Here is a 16,895-nt window from a genome sequence, read left to right on the forward strand (position 1 = left end):
AAAAAAGTGATCGCAAATGTATTTATGAAACGTTGTTTTATTTTTATTGATTAATGGTTTTGTTTTTTGATCATGGTCGCCATACCAGTTACATTCAGGCATGAAAAAAGGCGCCGTCTGGCGCCTTTAGCGAGGTGAATCAGTTCTGCCCATACCAGGCATTTTTGCCATGCTTGCGCAGGTAATGCAGGTCAAGCAGGGTTTGTGAGATGGGAGGCAACTCCTGACGTAGCTGTTCGGTGTGCAGCGCCATATAAGCCACCTCCTCCAGCACTACGGCGCTGTGTACCGCGGCCTCAGCATCTTTTCCCCATGCAAAGGGACCATGAGAATTGACCAGCGCTGCCGGGATGGCTGAAGGGGATATGGCGCGCTCAGCGAAAGTTTCGATGATCACCTGCCCGGTATTCCACTCGTACTCCTGTTCAATCTCTTCGCGATGCATGGCTCGGGTGCAGGGAACGGTGCCGTAGAAATCGTCCGCGTGGGTGGTGCCCCAGGCCGGGATATCCCTGCCCGCCTGCGCCCAAATGGTGGCATGGCGTGAATGGGTATGCACAATGCCGCCAATCCCCGGCCAGGCAAGGTATAAGGCGCGGTGCGTTGCGGTATCCGATGACGGCCGCATTTTGCCCTCCACCACGTTACCGCTCTCCAGCTCCACCACCACCATGTCGTCGCGCTGCATGTTAGCGTATTTCACCCCTGAGGGTTTGATGACCAGCAGACCGCGTTCGCGATCGATGGCACTGACATTGCCCCAGGTAAAGGTCACCAGGTTATAGCGTGGCAGATCCAGATTGGCTTCCAGCACCTGCTGTTTCAACGCTTCCAGCATGTTTTTTCTCCTGCAAGATGTGATGGAGAAATTGTGCAAAGCCTGCGGCAAAAACGTTATGGAGGGAATGGCTGTAAAAGCAGCGGAAAGTGGCTGATGACGTAAAAATGTGGCGCGAATTAAGAATTTTCCATCTTCGGAAAAATTCCGTAAAGATTAGACTTGTCTCCAGCCAACCGCGGACCGATTTAGCCGCCTTGCGGCATGGCTGACACGCTGTTATTGCTTGCGGGCTGCGGATTGCAGGCTCAGGGAAGAGAACCGTAATGACATAACGGGGTGAAACAACTTCAGGGCGTAACACCTATACTTATAGGGTTGCCTCTGTGCGAACAATCAAGGAGAAGTGAATGACAACAACAATGAAACGTCTGACTGCTGCAGTGCTGGCTACCACATTAGTAATCGCCCTCAGCGGTTGTTCCAGCTGGTCCAAACGTGACCGTAATACCGCGATTGGTGCGGGTGCTGGCGCGATTGGTGGTTCCGTTCTGACTAACGGCAGTGCATTAGGTACCATTGGTGGCGCCGCAGTCGGTGGCATTATCGGCCATCAGGTCCACTAAACCGCCATTATAAAAAAATCAGGCTTACGCAGCGCATCTACTTCAACGGGCCACTCATTGAGTGGCCCATTCTTATTCAGCCGCCAGCCAGCTTCACTTTCATGCCTTTGGCTTCCAGCAATGATTTGATCAGGTCGCGCTTGTCGCCCTGAATCTCAATCACACCGTCTTTAACTGCCCCACCGCAACCGCATTTTTTCTTTAGTTCGGCAGCCAGTTTTGCCAGCGCTTCATCATCAAGATCGACGCCGGTGATCAGGCAGACGCCTTTGCCTTTGCGGCCACTGGTCTGGCGCTGGATACGCACAATGCCATCGCCTTTAGGACGCGGGGCTTTCTCTTCAGTTTGCGTAATGCGCCCGGTTTCAGTGGAATAAACCAGCGGGTTGTCCTGAGCCATTAGCCCTCCTGTAAGCTGTGCAGAATTTGTTGCAGGGTGGCGGCCGGGTCGGCGGATTGGGTGATCGGACGCCCGATCACCATATAATCAACACCGGCCTGCTGCGCCTGCTGCGGCGTCATGATACGACGCTGGTCGCCAGCGTCGCTGCCCGCCGGACGGATTCCCGGCGTGACCAGCGCAAAATCCTGGCCGATAACCTGTTTGAAATGCGCGGCTTCCTGGGCGGAACAGACCACGCCATGCAGGCCGCAATCACGCGTCAGGCGCGCCAGACGTTCTGCCTGCGCGGCAGGTGACAGCGTGATGCCCAGACCTTTGAGGTCCTCTTCATCCATGCTGGTGAGCACCGTCACTGCAATCAGCAAAGGTGCGTCCTTACCATAGGGCACCAGCGCTTCACGCGCGGCGTTCATCATACGCGCCCCGCCGCTGGCATGGACGTTCACCATCCACACGCCCAGATCCGCCGTAGCGGCTACCGCATGGGCGGTGGTATTTGGGATATCGTGAAATTTCAGGTCGAGGAAGATTTCGAAGCCACGCGCCTGTAACGTTTTGACCAGTGATGGCCCGAACAGCGTGAACATCTCTTTGCCCACTTTCAGACGGCACTGGCTCGGGTCGATGCGATCGACAAATTGCAGTGCGCTGTCGAGATCATGATAGTCGAGTGCCACCAGAATAGGTGAAGTGGTAACAGGCATAACGTTTCCTCAGTTACAGGCACCCGCAGGCGCGTTAGACAAACGGCAAGCATTCTACCCGCGTGGCCTGATGACGACAATCAAACTCCGGCGATTAACCGGCTGATTGACTGATGGCTGCACGATGCCGGGGTGTCAGGATGACGCAGCCTTTAGTATGTTGTAACTATATGGCGGATTTTTTTTAAAGAACGCAACGGCCGTTATTGGCCGTCGAGTCCGCGAATCGGTTTAACCGAAGACCAGGCGCGGCAGGAAGGACAGTGCCAGTACAGCGCATGAGCGGTGAAACCACATTTCTGGCAGCGATAGCGCGGTTTGGTGCGGATCTGCTCGCCCACCATATCGCGCAGCACCATCAGACTCTCTTTGGCACGCCCATCCTCTGCTTCGTGCAGGTGGAAATCCATCAGTCGATGGAAAACGCGCATGGTCGGATGGCGTTGCAGCTGACGATTGATATACAGCTGCGCCGCTTCCGGGCCTTGCTGCAGTTCCAGGATATCGGCGAGATAGAGTTCCGCCGCCGCGCCAGTGTTTTCGTCCACGCAACGTTGCAGGAATTGTGCCCAGCTATCGGGCTGATTCAGACGCTGGTAACAGGTTTCCAGCATCGGCAGGGTTTCACTGACCAGCTCTTTGTCCTGCTCCAGCACGCGCTGCAAACGTTCTGCCGCTTTGGCGTATTCGCCCTGCTCCATCAGGATGCGTCCGGTCATGATGGAGACTCGCGCACTCTGCCGGTCGGCCGCTTCACCCTTTTTCAACAACGACATGGCGCGATCGAGATCGTCGCTGCTTAGCGCCAGCAACGCCAGCTCGCAGTAGAAATGGGCAATTTCGCCGATCTGTTTGTCTTTGCCCAGCTTCACCAGTTTTTCAGCCACTTCAATCGCCTGTTGCCAGTCGCTGGTGGCCTGGTGGATCAACAACAACTGTTGCAGCGCGCCGATACGGAAATCGGTCTCATCCACCAGCTGGCTGAACATATCTTCTGCCCGGTCATATAATCCAGCCGCCATATAATCACGGCCAAGCTGTTGCACCGCCAGCAGCCGTTGTTCGTAGCTGAGCGAAGCGCTTTCCATTAGTGACTGGTGAATACGGATGGCGCGGTCAACTTCTCCGCGCGAACGAAACAGGTTACCCAGCGTCAGGTGGGCTTCAACCGTACCACTGTCCTCTTTTAACATGTCGAGGAACAGATCAACGGCCTTGTCCTGTTGATTGGAAAGCAGAAAGTTAACCCCCGCAACGTATTCACGCGACAGGCGATTGGCTTCCTGTTGCTTATCCTGTTGCGCACTGCGTCGGCCCATATACCAGCCATACGCCGCAGCCACAGGAAGAAGCAGAAACAGCAATTCAAGCATCGAAGCTTAATCCCGACGGCCAGCAGAAGATGACGTTGTCACCGTGGCCGATTGTTCATTCTGCGCCTGCATACGCTTCAGCTTGCGTTGTGCGTGTGCCAGCGAAACCCGTAACCGTAACCAGAAGAGACCACAAATCGCCCATCCCAGCAAAAATCCGGCACCAAACAGGCCCGCCAGCAATGTAGAAATACGAAATTCGCCCTGCGCCAGCAGATAGTTAAAAGTGATGATTTGGTCGTTATGTGCTCCGAGCGTGACGGAGATGATGAAAATGACCAATACCACGAGAAAAATCAGCAAATATTTCACAATGCATCCTGTCGTGAGGTAATCCAATAGAAGTATGCCAAAAAAGCGACGCTGATGCTGCTTATCACCACATCAAACTGCCTGTTTTACGCAAGTACAATCAATAATATGGGGTTGAATGGAAAAATTACAATCCGTCGTCACGCGACGCAATCTCTTTTGCCTCTGGCGGTGGTACTGTCAAAGGCCCGCAGAAACGCTGCGCCAGCCATGTGGCCAGCGTCACCAGCAGCCAGGCAATAAGGGTTGCCATCACCAGGTCGCGCGGCCAGTGCATCCCCAGCATCAGGCGGCTGCCCATCACCAGCGAGGCCCAGACAAACAGCACTACGATGGTCAGCGTATGGCGACGCGGCCACAGCAATCCGATGACCAGCAATGCCCAGCTGGCAGCGAACATGGTATGGCCGGAAGGAAAGGCAAAGCCGGTTTCAAATGCCCAGTGATTTTTTAACCAGCGCGGGATGGCGTTATCATCCGCCAGCAGTTGCTCCACCTTCTCGCCGCGCTGTTTCGGCTTCAGCTGATAAAACTGACTTTCAGTGATACCGTGGTTTTTGGCCAGCCACATTACATAAGGACGCGGTTCCTGCACCTGATCTTTGATAAAGGTTTTGGTGTACTGCCCGGTCAGAATGGCACCGTTCATGATAATCAGCAGCAGGATCGCGGGCCTGAGTCTGAAGCGCAGGCACCACAAGACCCAGACGCTAAGGATAAGGCTGGTGAGCGTTCCCCAGGGGCTGGTAACGGTTTCGGTCATCCAGAACAGGAAGGTTAACAACGCGCCATTGGCACCCGGCTGCCACTGCCAGCCAGAAAGCCAGACACCGACCGGCATAATCAGTAATAAAAACGCCCCAAGCGATGTGCGTTGTACAATCTTTAACATCCATTTTCCTTCAGGTCCGCGCAAAACTTGCTCTGACGCATAACTTTAGCTGAAAAAAGAATAACATAACCATTGCGGCTTGGATAATTGTGCCTTATCACTACAATCACTCTGACGGATTAACTGCCTGACTACAGGTTGTGGCACAATATTGTCAGTTTTATCGGGCCAAACTGGCCCGTGCGTTATCATGATGATAGCGCATCCTCTGAAGGTTCTGGAGAGTCACATGCAGCTTAAACGGGTAGCAGAAGCCAAACTGCCCACACCATGGGGAGATTTCCTGATGGTTGGTTTTGAAGAACTGGCAACCGGGCACGACCATGTTGCGCTGGTTTATGGTGATATTAGCGGCCACCATTCGGTGCTGGCGCGTGTCCATTCCGAGTGTCTGACCGGCGACGCGCTGTTCAGCCTGCGTTGCGATTGTGGCTTCCAGCTGGAAGCCGCGCTGACCGCCATCGCCGAAGAAGGTTGCGGCGTGTTGCTGTACCATCGTCAGGAAGGCCGTAACATCGGTCTGCTGAACAAGATCCGCGCCTATGCGTTGCAGGATAAAGGTTACGACACGGTTGAAGCCAACCATCAGCTGGGTTTCGCCGCTGATGAGCGCGATTTCACCCTGTGCGCCGATATGTTCAAACTGTTGGGCGTCAATGAAGTGCGTTTGCTGACCAACAATCCGCGTAAAGTGGAAATCCTGAGCGAGGCCGGTATCAACATCGTTGAGCGAGTGCCTTTGATCGTCGGTCGCAATCCGAAGAACGCCCACTATCTCGACACCAAAGCCGAAAAAATGGGGCATCTGTTGCCGAAGTCGTAAAAAAAGAAAGCCGGGAATCTCCCGGCTTTTTCTTTAGTTCAGCATGTTGCGTATCACGTAATGCAGGATGCCATCGTTCTGGTAATACGTCAGTTCATTACCGGTATCGATACGACAACGCGTCTGCAACGTCTCGCGACGGCCATCCGCGCGGGTCAGGGTCACCGGTACCGTACAGCCGGGTTTCAGCTGCGACAGATTCGCCACGTCAATATGCTCTTCGCCGGTGAGTTGCAGCGTTTTACGCGTCACGCCCTGCGGGAACTCCAGCGGCAGAATGCCCATACCGATCAGGTTAGAGCGGTGAATACGCTCAAACGATTCGGCGATCACGACGCGCACCCCTTGCAGACGCGGTCCTTTTGCTGCCCAGTCACGGCTGGAACCTGAGCCATACTCTTTACCGGCAATCACAGCCAGCGGCACCCCTTCTGCCTGATATTTCATCGCGGCATCGTAGATTGCCAGCTGTTCATTGCTGGGAAAGTGTTTGGTGTAACCGCCTTCCACGCCGGGCACCATTTCATTGCGGATACGGATATTGGCGAAGGTTCCGCGCATCATCACTTCATGATTACCACGACGTGAGCCGTAGGAGTTGAAGTCATTGCGCTCCACGCCATGCGCCAGCAGATAACGCCCTGCCGGACTTTCCGCTTTGATGCTGCCCGCCGGTGAGATATGGTCGGTGGTCACTGAATCGCCGAGCATCGCCAGAATGCGCGCGCCTTTGATGTCCTGCACCGGCTCCGGTATTTTGCCCATATCATCAAAGAACGGCGACAGACGAATATAGGTGGAACCCTCATCCCAATCGTAAGTGGCGGCCTCACTTACCTTAATCTGCTGCCACTCCGGTGTGCCATCAAACACTTCGGCATACTCTTTGTGGAACATATCGCTGGTGACCTGTTGTACCGCTTCGGCGATCTCTTCCGGCGACGGCCAGATATCTTTGAGATAAACATCGTTACCGCGTTGATCCTGGCCGATCGGATCGGTTTGCAGATTGATCTTCATATTACCGGCCAGCGCGTAAGCAACCACCAGCGGCGGCGACGCCAGCCAGTTGGTTTTCACCAGTGGATGGATACGCCCCTCAAAGTTACGGTTCCCCGATAGCACCGCACCGACCGTCAGATCCCCCTCTTTGATGGCGCTTTCGATGCTATCTGGCAGTGGCCCGGAGTTACCGATGCAGGTGGTACAGCCATAGCCCACCAGATTAAAACCCAGTTCATCCAGATAAGGTGTCAGTCGCGCCACCGCCAGGTAATCGGAAACCACTTTGGAACCCGGCGCCAGAGAGGCTTTTACCCATGGCTTGCGCATCAGCCCCTTCTCAACCGCTTTTTTCGCCAGCAGCCCCGCTGCCATCAATACGCTGGGATTCGAGGTGTTGGTACAGGAGGTAATGGCTGAAATCACCACTGCGCCATCATCGAGCTGATAACTGTCGCCGGTTTCGCTATCGCGATAGCTGACGCTTTTATGCGCTTTCTGCGCCTGGTTGATTTCCAGTTCGTTACTGGCGGCAAACGCGGCGGGAACGTCACCTAACGAGACGCGATCCTGCGGACGTTTAGGGCCAGCAAGGCTGGATTCCACTTCGTTCATATCCAGCGCCAGGGTGCTGGTGAATACGGGTTCATCACCGGGGTTACGCCACATGCCCTGCGCTTTGGCATAGGCTTCCACCAGCTGCACCTGCTCGCTTTCGCGTCCGGTCAGCGTCATGTAGTTGAGGGTGATTTCATCGATGGGGAAAAAGCCGCAGGTCGCACCATATTCCGGCGCCATATTGGCAATGGTGGCACGGTCAGCCAGCGGCAAATCAGCCAGGCCGTCACCGTAAAACTCAACGAATTTACCCACCACCCCGTGTTTACGCAGCATCTGCGTGACGGTTAATACCAGGTCGGTGGCGGTGATGCCGGGACGCAGTTTGCCGGTCAGCTTAAAGCCCACCACGTCGGGGATCAGCATGGAAACCGGTTGGCCTAACATCGCCGCTTCCGCTTCGATACCCCCAACGCCCCAGCCCAGTACGCCAAGCGCGTTAATCATGGTGGTGTGGGAATCGGTGCCGACCAGCGTGTCAGGGTAAGCCACTTCTTTGCCATCCAGGTTTTCATGCCAGATGGCTTTGCCGAGATACTCAAGATTGACCTGATGACAGATACCGGTGCCCGGTGGCACCACACGAAAACGGTTAAAGGCTTTCTGGCCCCAGCGCAGGAACACGTAGCGCTCGTGGTTGCGTTCCATTTCCAGCCGCACGTTTTCTTCAAATGCGTCATCATCGCCGAAATGATCCACCGTGACGGAGTGGTCGATAACGAGGTCGACCGGAGAAAGAGGATTCACCTTCGCCACATCACCGCCAAGACGTTTTACCGCTTCACGCATTGCCGCCAGATCGACGACCGCCGGTACCCCGGTAAAATCCTGCATCAGCACGCGCGCCGGACGATAGGCAATCTCACGGTCGGCATGGGCATCTTTTTGCCACGCCACCAGTGCCTGAATATCTTCAGCCGTGACGGAATCCTCATCCTGCCAGCGCAGCAGGTTTTCAAGCAGGACTTTCATGGACTTGGGCAGGCGATCGATATTGCCTAACGGATGGGACGCTTTTAGCAAGCTGTAATATTGATAGGTGTTCTTACCAACTTTCAGCGTCTCCTGACTCTGCTCGCGCAACGTTAACGACATAGCTCCTCCTTTAATTGACTCTCTTAACCTCAGTAACCACAAGGTTTAGCTTAAAGATAGACCACATTTTCGTTAACGTTTTGATAACAACACGAATTGACACATTGGCGTAACGCTGGAATACAAACAAAAATGCCCTGACATAAGGTCAGGGCATTTAAAAAACCAAATAATTTGAGTTATTGAATTACATCATCATCCACACGGCAGCCGCCCAAAAAGCAAATGAAAAGGCATATACGCTGAACCAGGACATTGTTGTCGTTGCATTCATAGAGTCACTCCCTCCCGGATTCCGGGCAAAAAAAGCTACTATCTTCAGCCTGCGCTGATGACACCGTTTTTATATGCTGAGTGTTAAAGGAAGGGCTTTAAAATTGCCCACCGGATAACCCGGTAAAATGAGGGACTATTCTTCTGTATTTAAAGAACAGAACGCAGACTGCGTTATTTTGACTTCGGATCCATGAATGATTCAATAAAGTGACGCTGTTTTTCACTCAGTTCCCATGACGCAGGAATCGTCACATTTTGTTCTGGCGTTACGACGTCTTTACCTTTACACGCAGGCGTGTTCGGCTGACGCGCAGAAACCGGGTATTTTCGACTGAGTGTATTTGCCCACATGGTTTAACCCCACATACGCCAAATCATTAATGCCACCACTACCCAGAACAGCGCTGATGCAGCGAAGACAGTTAACCAGGCCTTGCGACGGATGTTACCTGAACGCTCAACCTTGGTGCTTTTAGCCCGGAAGTCCGGTTGTACAGTTAATCTCGTAGCCATAGTTTTTGATAATCACTCTCAATAAAACGATTGATGACATCGATTAAGATTTAGGACGAATCCTAAACTTGTTAAGTCCAAAAATCCAGTTATTTTTATTGAGCACAACGATTAATGCTATTTATCAAAACCCAAAAAACTGATGAGATAAATTTAATAACCAATCAAACTATTAATTTAATAGTTACATTGTAAATTTGGGTTAAATCGAATTTAGATCCATTCTAAATTCAAGTTTTAATTACCGGGCCTGATAAAAAGCCCTTCCCCATCAGCTCTTAACTGGAGTATGGGAATATTCCTGGCAGTCCGCAAAGCGGCAACGTAAAAAATGTGTACTGATTCGCATTTAAGAACTAACAATGAAAAAACATGTGACCGATGTTTCATTTACATAAAAATAATGAAATTTGTTGAGCTACCACTGGCGCTAAGGAGGGAGAAAAACAGAAGGTGCCCACTGGACACCTTGGCAAAATAATGACTTAGGGAATTATTTAAAAGGTAATTTGATATCGCGGAACATGGCTTCGATGTCTTCATTGGAGCGTAATGCCACCGCCGTATCCACCACATCACGGGTCAGATGAGGGGCGAAACGCTGAATGAAATCATACATATAGCTGCGCAGGAAGGTGCTACGTCTGAATCCAATTTTGGTGGTGCTATTCGTAAAGATTTCTGAAGCTTCAATTCTCACCAAATCCGGATCGGAAACCGGGTCTACCGCCATGCTGGCAATCACACCCACGCCTAATCCTAATCGAACATAGGTCTTAATAACGTCGGCATCGGTGGCAGTAAAGACAATGCGTGGCGTTAAACCGGCCCGGTTAAACGCGGTATCCAGTTCTGAACGGCCGGTAAAACCAAAGGTGTAAGTCACCAGCGGGAACTCCGCCAGCTCCTCAATCGTCACCTGCGCTTTGCCCGCCAGCGGATGATCTGGCGTGACCACAATCGCGCGGTTCCAGTGATAACACGGCAGCATAATCAGATCGTCGTAAAGATGCAGCGCTTCGGTGGCGATAGCAAAGTCAGCATTGCCTTTGGAGACGGCTTCCGCAATCTGCGTCGGCGAACCCTGATGCATATGCAGAGAGACGCGCGGATAGCGTTCGATAAAGCCTTTAATCACGCCGGGCAGCGCGTAGCGTGCCTGAGTATGGGTGGTGGCAACATAAAGCGAGCCTTTATCCGGCCAGGTGTGTTCACCCGCGACCGACTTAATCGCATCCACTTTGGATAATACTTCGCGGGCAATGCGGATGATCTCCTCACCGGCCGGGGTCACCTGGGTCAGATGTTTTCCACTGCGCGCAAAAATCTGCACGCCCAGTTCATCTTCCAGCATTCTGACTTGTTTACTGATACCCGGCTGCGAAGTGTATAAGCCTTCCGCGGTCGAAGAGACATTGAGGTTATGATTGACCACTTCAACGATGTAACGCAACTGCTGCAATTTCATAGTTATAGCTTCCCGGTAGGCGACAGAGTAGCAATCCCAGCGAGCGTGTTTCCGCTTTGAGTGAGGGTTTTCAGGGAATGCGTGTCAGCGAAACGTAAAAATCTATAACCACTATATCAGTTAAAGAAAGAATGTAGAACGATTAGCTATAAGGATGCTGAAAAGGCCAGCGGACGCTGGCCTTCGGGGGATTACTTCTTCGCTACCTGCCAGCTGCCATCGATATAGAAGGCGGACCAGCCGGTCGCTTTGCCCTCTTTTTCGGAGGCAACATATTGTTGTTTAGTCTTACGACTGAAACGCACCATAGTCTTGTTGCCTTCCGGATCGACTGCCGGCGCTTCTGCCAGGTATTTCAGTTTTTCAGGCAGACGATCGGCAAAACGCTGCAACTCTTCCACCAGCGGCGCACGCGTTTCTCGTGATTTCGGGAAGGTATTGGCGGCGAGGAACACGCCCGCGGCACCGTCACGCAGCACGAAATAGGCATCCGATTTCTCACACGCCAGTTCAGGCAGCGGAACCGGATCTTCCTTCGGCGGCGCCACTTCACCGTTACGCAGGATCTTGCGGGTATTTTTACAGTCATCGTTGGTGCAGGCCATGTACTTACCGAAACGCCCCATTTTCAGGTGCATCTCAGAACCACATTTTTCGCACTCGACGATCGGACCGTCATAACCTTTGATACGGAACTCGCCCTGCTCGATCTCGTAACCGTCACATTCCGGGTTGTTACCACAGACGTGCAGCTTGCGCTGGTTATCAATCAGATAACTGTCCATGGCCGTGCCGCACTTTTTACAACGGTGGCGGGCGCGCAATGCGTTGGTTTCCGCATCGTCACCTTCCAGTATGTTCAGCACCTCATTTTCCGGGATCAGGTTGATGGTTTGCTTGCAACGCTCTTTCGGCGGCAGCGCATAACCGGAACAACCAAGGAACACGCCGGTGCTGGCGGTACGAATCCCCATCTTGCGGCCACAGGTCGGACAATCGATCGACGTCAGCACCATCTGGTTCGGCTGCATCCCGCCCTCTTCCGGCTCTTTTTCCGCCTGGTCCAGCTGCTGGCTGAAATCGCTGAAGAATGAATCCAGCACGCCTTTCCACTCGGCCTGATTGTTCGCCACCTGGTCGAGGCTGTCTTCCATATGCGCGGTAAAATCGTAGTTCATCAGCTCACGGAAGTTTTCTTCCAGGCGATCGGTCACGATTTCACCCATCTTCTCGGCGTAGAAACGGCGGTTTTCCACCCGCACATAACCACGATCCTGAATGGTGGAGATGATGGAAGCATAGGTAGACGGACGACCAATGCCGCGTTTTTCCAGTTCGCGCACCAGCGAGGCTTCGCTGAAACGCGCTGGCGGCTTGGTGAAGTGCTGGCTTGGCAGCAGCTCTTTGAGATCCAGCACATCGCCGACATTTACCGGCGGCAGGGTCAGATCTTCGTCATTTTTACGCAGCGCAGGCATGACGCGGGTCCAGCCATCAAAACGCAGCGTGCGGCCTTTGGCTTTCAGTTTGAAGTCTGCCGCGCCAACGGTCAGCGTGGTGGAGTCGTACTGCGCCGGGACCATCTGACAGGCAACAAACTGACGCCAAATCAGCTGATACAGTTTCTGCGCATCCGCTTCCATATCCTTCAGCTGTTCTGCGGCCACCGCCACGTCTGAAGGACGAATCGCTTCGTGCGCTTCCTGCGAATTATCTTTGCTGGCATAGGTATTTGGCGCATCCGGCAGATATTTCGCACCAAAACTTGTCTCGATATAGCCGCGCGCCATGGCGATAGCATCCTGACTCAGGTTGGTGGAGTCAGTACGCATATAGGTAATGTGGCCCGCTTCGTAGAGACGTTGCGCCATCATCATGGTTTTCTTCACACCGAAACCGAGTCGGGTGCTCGCAGCCTGCTGCAAAGTCGAGGTAATAAAAGGTGCAGATGGCTTGCTGCTGGTCGGTTTATCTTCGCGATCCAGGACGTCATAACGCGCTTTCTGCAACAACGCCAGCGCCGCATGGGTCTGCTCGCGGTTAACCGGACGGAAGGCTTTATCGCCCTGATGCGTCACCTGCATCGCCAGCGCAGCGCCTTTCGGCGTAACGAGGTCAGCATCCAGTTCCCAGTACTCTTCCGGGACGAAGGCTTTGATTTCGCGCTCGCGCTCAACCACCAGACGTAACGCCACCGACTGCACACGGCCAGCCGACAGACCACGGGCGATTTTTTTCCACAGCAGCGGAGAAACCATATAACCCACCACGCGGTCCATAAAACGGCGCGCCTGCTGGGCATTAACACGTTCGATATTCAGTTCGCCCGGCTTGTCAAACGCCTGACGAATCGCATTCTTGGTGATTTCGTTAAACACCACGCGGCTAAAACGCGTATCGTCGCCACCGATCACTTCGCGCAGATGCCAGGCAATGGCTTCTCCTTCGCGATCAAGGTCGGTTGCGAGATAGATGTGGTCAGCGTCGGCAGCAAGGCTTTTCAGTTCAGAAACAACCTTTTCTTTACCCGGCAGGATCTGATAATCCGCCTGCCAGCCATGCCAGGGATCCACGCCCATACGGTTTACCAGCGCGGCTTTTTCGTCCTTCTTCACCTTTTTGGCGGCGGGTTTCGCCTTTTCCCCGTCGGTACTCTTACGGGCAGTTGAACCACTGGTCGGCAAATCACGGATATGACCGACGCTGGATTTCACCACGTAGTCATTACCGAGGTATTTATTGATTGTTTTGGCCTTTGCCGGGGACTCAACGATTACGAGTGATTTACCCATATGTACCTTTACCTAATTGAAACGTCCTGATAAACGGGAGAGGATTGGAGGCCCTGAAACCCAGTGGGTTCAATATTGCTGCCAGGTTTTCACTTTTCAAGGCAGCAAGGGCAATCTCAGGTCAGAATGAATCGACTTATACAACTTTATGATTAGGAGCGAGTTTTCCGTCTGACACTATCACACATCCTGGTGTGATCTCCCTGAAAACTGAATCGCCCACACTCTACCTGATAAAATCCGTTACGCAACTTAATTAGCATTCTGTTTAATTTTGCGCCAGCTTTGCCTCGCGACGCTGATTTGCACCACGCGCTAACTGGCAAGTAATATAGAAGGAGAAAAGAGACTGTCAAAAAAGGAGTGAATAATGTCAGCATTTACGGAATCCATTTCACGCCAGGCGTTACTGGAAAAAGCTAATCAACTCATCAAAGAACACGATGATTATTTTGCCGGTATGGAAGCGAATGACGTCATCCAGCAAGGTGATGTGCTGGTGTTTCGTGGCCCGTACTTTCTTGATGAGCAGGGATTGCCGGGCGCTAAAACCACCGCGGTGTTTAATGTGTTCAAATACCTGGCCGTCGCCCTTTCCTCTCACTATCACCTGGAATAAAAAAACCCGGCCGGAGCCGGGTGGGTTTACAGCAGCGGCTTGTTGCCGCGTTGCCACATTTTCAGAATCACCCGCTCCGCCGCCAGGCTGGCGCTGTGCGTCATCCGGTCGATCATTTTGCGTTTACGCGCGTAGTGCACGCCGAGCACGCTAAAGCGATCCATCTGCCTGATAATCAGCGCATCGCTGGTGCCGATTTCATCGACCAGGCCAAGATCCAGCGCCTGGCGTCCGTACCAGTGTTCACCGGTTGCCACCTTCTCCAGATCCAGCGTCGGGCGCATCTGCTGAACAAAGTCTTTAAACAGCTGATGGGTTTCGTTGAGGTCTTCCTGAAACTTTTCGCGCCCTTCGTCGGTATTCTCACCAAACAGCGTCAGAGTACGTTTGTACTGCCCGGCGGTGTGCAGCTCCACATCAATATCGTTGCGCTTCAGCAGACGATTAAAGTTGGGGATTTGTGCCACGACGCCAATGGAACCGATAATGGAGAACGGTGCCGCCACGATACGATCGGCGACGCACGCCATCATGTAGCCGCCGCTGGCTGCCACCTTGTCAACCGCCGCAGTCAGCGTCAGACCGGCATCGCGCAGGCGTTGCAGCTGAGACGCCGCCAGACCATAGCCATGCACCACCCCGCCCGGACTTTCCAGCTTCAGCAGCACCTCATCACCCGGCGTCGCCACCGCCAGCACCGCAGAAATCTCTTCACGCAGCGAACTGACTTCACCGGCGTCCATGCTGCCTTTAAACTCCAGCACGTAGAGCGTCGGCTTTTCCGTTTCGCTGATGCCCGCTTTGGCATTACGTTTGGCCGTTTTCGCTTTCAGCTTCTCTTCTTTTTTATGCTGCTTCAGCCATACTTTTTGCACCTGCGGCTTCATCTTCGCCAGCTGCAAATCTTCTTTCATCTGGCGGTAGTCTTCATCCAGATGGGTTAAGCGCAGCTGACCGCCGCTGTGACGTTTGCGCAGCGCCGCATTGAGCACAATCAGAACAATAGCTGCGATCGTCACCACGACGGTGACGGCCTTGGCCAGAAATAATCCATAGCTGGAGAGTAAATCCATTCTGCCGCCTTATTAAACAGTGAATTACAGACAAAGGCTGAGTTTACCCGCTTTACCGTCATTCGTCGCCTGAATTGCCCGCAGGCGGCACAGAATGCGCGGTTGAGCGATTGCACCCGACGCCAAATTGAGGCATAAAGCCCAAAAACCTACTGACCTGTGCAAAGGATATCGCTGTGCATTATCAACCGAAAAGCGATCTGCTTGAAAATCGTATTATCCTGGTGACCGGCGCTTCTGACGGGATTGGCCGCGAAGCCGCGTTGACCTATGCGCGCTATGGCGCGCAGGTGATCCTGCTGGGACGTAATCCCGAGACGCTGCAACGTACGCAGCAGGCGATCGCTCAGCTCAACAAGCAACCGGCGTCATATCTGCTGATGGATTTTTCTGACGCGACACCCGAAAGTTGCCAGCAACTGGCGGAACAGCTGGCGCAGCAGGTGCCGCGTCTCGACGGCGTGCTGCATAACGCCGGTATTCTGGGCGAAATCGTGCCGCTGGCCGAACTGGATCCCGACATCTGGCGGCAGGTGATGCAGATTAACCTCGATGCCACCTTTTATCTCACTCAGGCGCTGCTGCCGCTGCTGCTGAAATCTGATGCGGGTTCGCTGATTTTCACCACCTCAAGCGTGGGTCGTACCGGCCGCGCGGGCTGGGGCGCGTATGCGGTGTCCAAATTCGCCACCGAAGGCATGATGCAGGTTCTGGCCGATGAGTATAAAAACCGACATCTGCGGGTGAACTGCATTAATCCGGGCGGTACGCGCACCAAAATGCGTGCCAGCGCTTTCCCGGAGGAGGATGCCCGTTTGCTGAAAACCCCGGCAGATTTAATGCCGCTCTACCTTTATTTAATGGGCGATGACAGCCGCCGCAAAACCGGTATCAGCTTTGATGCTCAGCCAGGCCGTAAACCCGGACCGGCCAGCGCATGAACGATCAACGTCATCAGCAACGCCAGCAGCGCCTGAAAGAACAGGTGGACGCCCGTATCGCCGCGGCCAGCGAAACCCGTGGCATTGTTATGGTCTTCACCGGCAACGGCAAAGGCAAAACCACGGCCGCGTTCGGCACGGCCTTACGCGCCTGCGGCCACGGCAAAAAAGTGGCTGCCATCCAGTTTATTAAAGGTGAATGGCCGAACGGCGAACGCAATCTGCTGGAGCAGCACGGGGTTGAGTTTCAGGTGATGGCCACCGGTTTTACCTGGGAAACGCAGAACCGTACAACCGACACCGAGGCCTGCCAGCAGGTGTGGCAACACGCAAAGCGTATGCTGGCGGATGAGCAGCTGGATCTGGTGATCCTCGATGAAATCACCTACATGGTGAGTATGGATTATCTCGATCTGGCGGAGCTGGTTACCGCGCTGACGCAGCGCCCGACGGGACAGAGTGTGATTATCACCGGCCGCGGCTGTCATCGTACATTAATGGAGCTGGCGGATACCGTCACCGAGATGCGTCCGGTAAAACATGCCTTTGACGCCGGGATTCAGGCCCAGCAGGGTATCGACTGGTAA

At 53.6% G+C, this 16,895-nt stretch carries 17 protein-coding genes; 5 read left to right on the top strand and 12 right to left on the bottom strand.

Going from position 1 to position 16,895, the window contains the following annotated elements; genetic code table 11:
• Positions 1-139: 139 nt before the first annotated feature.
• Positions 140-838 (bottom strand): L-ribulose-5-phosphate 4-epimerase, encoded by a 699-nt coding sequence (gene araD, locus AC6I8V_RS10990; RefSeq protein WP_497842300.1) that lies wholly within the window; start codon positions 836-838, stop codon positions 140-142.
• A 350-nt stretch (positions 839-1,188) separates the two neighbouring features.
• Between araD and osmB the strand changes: the two genes are divergently transcribed.
• Positions 1,189-1,404: an osmotically-inducible lipoprotein OsmB gene (gene osmB, locus AC6I8V_RS10995; protein WP_497842301.1), complete on the top strand. Its 216-nt coding sequence runs from the start codon at positions 1,189-1,191 to the stop codon at positions 1,402-1,404.
• Positions 1,405-1,480: 76 nt separating this feature from the next.
• Here osmB and yciH read toward each other — a convergent pair whose 3' ends face one another.
• The 5 genes from yciH to pgpB all read right to left on the bottom strand — a co-directional run bounded on the left by yciH (position 1,481) and on the right by pgpB (position 5,088).
• Entirely contained in the window at positions 1,481-1,804 is a 324-nt protein-coding gene (gene yciH, locus AC6I8V_RS11000) for a stress response translation initiation inhibitor YciH (RefSeq protein ID WP_497842302.1), read from the bottom strand.
• On the bottom strand, positions 1,804-2,511 hold the full coding sequence (gene pyrF / locus AC6I8V_RS11005) for an orotidine-5'-phosphate decarboxylase (protein ID WP_497842303.1): 708 nt from the start codon (positions 2,509-2,511) through the stop codon (positions 1,804-1,806). The genes yciH and pyrF overlap by 1 nt, the downstream gene beginning before the upstream one ends.
• Positions 2,512-2,714: 203 nt before the next feature.
• Entirely contained in the window at positions 2,715-3,884 is a 1,170-nt protein-coding gene (gene lapB, locus AC6I8V_RS11010) for a lipopolysaccharide assembly protein LapB (protein WP_497842304.1), read from the bottom strand.
• A 6-nt stretch (positions 3,885-3,890) separates the two neighbouring features.
• Entirely contained in the window at positions 3,891-4,196 is a 306-nt protein-coding gene (locus tag AC6I8V_RS11015; RefSeq protein ID WP_497842305.1) for a LapA family protein, read from the bottom strand.
• Between the two features lie 127 nt (positions 4,197-4,323).
• On the bottom strand, positions 4,324-5,088 hold the full coding sequence (gene pgpB, locus AC6I8V_RS11020; protein WP_497842306.1) for a phosphatidylglycerophosphatase B: 765 nt from the start codon (positions 5,086-5,088) through the stop codon (positions 4,324-4,326).
• Positions 5,089-5,317: 229 nt separating this feature from the next.
• Between pgpB and ribA the strand changes: the two genes are divergently transcribed.
• Positions 5,318-5,911: a GTP cyclohydrolase II gene (gene ribA / locus AC6I8V_RS11025; RefSeq protein WP_497842307.1), complete on the top strand. Its 594-nt coding sequence runs from the start codon at positions 5,318-5,320 to the stop codon at positions 5,909-5,911.
• 33 nt (positions 5,912-5,944) lie between these two features.
• On the opposite strand, the gene acnA is transcribed toward ribA, so the two are convergent.
• From acnA to topA, 5 genes are all read right to left on the bottom strand, one after another.
• Positions 5,945-8,626 (bottom strand): aconitate hydratase AcnA, encoded by a 2,682-nt coding sequence (gene acnA, locus AC6I8V_RS11030; RefSeq protein ID WP_497842308.1) that lies wholly within the window; start codon positions 8,624-8,626, stop codon positions 5,945-5,947.
• A 447-nt stretch (positions 8,627-9,073) separates the two neighbouring features.
• Complete coding sequence (locus AC6I8V_RS11035) at positions 9,074-9,253, bottom strand: YciX family protein (protein ID WP_497842309.1); 180 nt, start codon at positions 9,251-9,253, stop codon at positions 9,074-9,076.
• Between the two features lie 3 nt (positions 9,254-9,256).
• Complete coding sequence (locus AC6I8V_RS11040; RefSeq protein WP_013509244.1) at positions 9,257-9,415, bottom strand: YmiA family putative membrane protein; 159 nt, start codon at positions 9,413-9,415, stop codon at positions 9,257-9,259.
• 493 nt (positions 9,416-9,908) lie between these two features.
• The gene (gene cysB, locus AC6I8V_RS11045) at positions 9,909-10,883 is read right to left on the bottom strand and encodes an HTH-type transcriptional regulator CysB (protein WP_021183095.1); all 975 of its coding nucleotides are present in this window, start codon (positions 10,881-10,883) and stop codon (positions 9,909-9,911) included.
• Between the two features lie 191 nt (positions 10,884-11,074).
• Positions 11,075-13,675, bottom strand: a complete 2,601-nt coding sequence (gene topA / locus AC6I8V_RS11050; protein WP_497842310.1) for a type I DNA topoisomerase — start codon at positions 13,673-13,675, stop codon at positions 11,075-11,077.
• Between the two features lie 370 nt (positions 13,676-14,045).
• On the opposite strand from topA, the gene AC6I8V_RS11055 reads away from it, so the two are divergent.
• On the top strand, positions 14,046-14,294 hold the full coding sequence (locus tag AC6I8V_RS11055; protein ID WP_497842311.1) for a YciN family protein: 249 nt from the start codon (positions 14,046-14,048) through the stop codon (positions 14,292-14,294).
• Between the two features lie 26 nt (positions 14,295-14,320).
• Here the strand turns inward: AC6I8V_RS11055 and sohB are convergent, their stop codons facing one another.
• The gene (sohB, locus tag AC6I8V_RS11060; RefSeq protein ID WP_497842312.1) at positions 14,321-15,367 is read right to left on the bottom strand and encodes a protease SohB; all 1,047 of its coding nucleotides are present in this window, start codon (positions 15,365-15,367) and stop codon (positions 14,321-14,323) included.
• A 176-nt stretch (positions 15,368-15,543) separates the two neighbouring features.
• Here sohB and AC6I8V_RS11065 point away from each other — a divergent pair, with 176 nt between their 5' ends.
• Together AC6I8V_RS11065 and cobO are read left to right on the top strand one after the other, a co-directional pair.
• Entirely contained in the window at positions 15,544-16,308 is a 765-nt protein-coding gene (locus tag AC6I8V_RS11065) for a YciK family oxidoreductase (RefSeq protein ID WP_497842313.1), read from the top strand.
• Entirely contained in the window at positions 16,305-16,895 is a 591-nt protein-coding gene (cobO, locus tag AC6I8V_RS11070) for a cob(I)yrinic acid a,c-diamide adenosyltransferase (protein ID WP_497842314.1), read from the top strand. Before AC6I8V_RS11065 ends, cobO begins: the two co-directional genes overlap by 4 nt.

Source organism: Pantoea sp. X-Soil-TKNS-1207 (genome assembly GCF_059730485.1).

What these genes read in the sequence shown, in the direction of transcription:
- araD (WP_497842300.1), bottom strand. Translation starts at nt 838, where the DNA reads ATGCTGGAAGCGTTGAAACAGCAGGTGCTGGAAGCCAATCTGGATCTG.
- osmB (WP_497842301.1), top strand. Translation starts at nt 1,189, where the DNA reads ATGACAACAACAATGAAACGTCTGACTGCTGCAGTGCTGGCTACCACA.
- yciH (WP_497842302.1), bottom strand. Translation starts at nt 1,804, where the DNA reads ATGGCTCAGGACAACCCGCTGGTTTATTCCACTGAAACCGGGCGCATT.
- pyrF (WP_497842303.1), bottom strand. Translation starts at nt 2,511, where the DNA reads ATGCCTGTTACCACTTCACCTATTCTGGTGGCACTCGACTATCATGAT.
- lapB (WP_497842304.1), bottom strand. Translation starts at nt 3,884, where the DNA reads ATGCTTGAATTGCTGTTTCTGCTTCTTCCTGTGGCTGCGGCGTATGGC.
- pgpB (WP_497842306.1), bottom strand. Translation starts at nt 5,088, where the DNA reads ATGTTAAAGATTGTACAACGCACATCGCTTGGGGCGTTTTTATTACTG.
- ribA (WP_497842307.1), top strand. Translation starts at nt 5,318, where the DNA reads ATGCAGCTTAAACGGGTAGCAGAAGCCAAACTGCCCACACCATGGGGA.
- acnA (WP_497842308.1), bottom strand. Translation starts at nt 8,626, where the DNA reads ATGTCGTTAACGTTGCGCGAGCAGAGTCAGGAGACGCTGAAAGTTGGT.
- AC6I8V_RS11035 (WP_497842309.1), bottom strand. Translation starts at nt 9,253, where the DNA reads ATGTGGGCAAATACACTCAGTCGAAAATACCCGGTTTCTGCGCGTCAG.
- AC6I8V_RS11040 (WP_013509244.1), bottom strand. Translation starts at nt 9,415, where the DNA reads ATGGCTACGAGATTAACTGTACAACCGGACTTCCGGGCTAAAAGCACC.
- cysB (WP_021183095.1), bottom strand. Translation starts at nt 10,883, where the DNA reads ATGAAATTGCAGCAGTTGCGTTACATCGTTGAAGTGGTCAATCATAAC.
- topA (WP_497842310.1), bottom strand. Translation starts at nt 13,675, where the DNA reads ATGGGTAAATCACTCGTAATCGTTGAGTCCCCGGCAAAGGCCAAAACA.
- AC6I8V_RS11055 (WP_497842311.1), top strand. Translation starts at nt 14,046, where the DNA reads ATGTCAGCATTTACGGAATCCATTTCACGCCAGGCGTTACTGGAAAAA.
- sohB (WP_497842312.1), bottom strand. Translation starts at nt 15,367, where the DNA reads ATGGATTTACTCTCCAGCTATGGATTATTTCTGGCCAAGGCCGTCACC.
- cobO (WP_497842314.1), top strand. Translation starts at nt 16,305, where the DNA reads ATGAACGATCAACGTCATCAGCAACGCCAGCAGCGCCTGAAAGAACAG.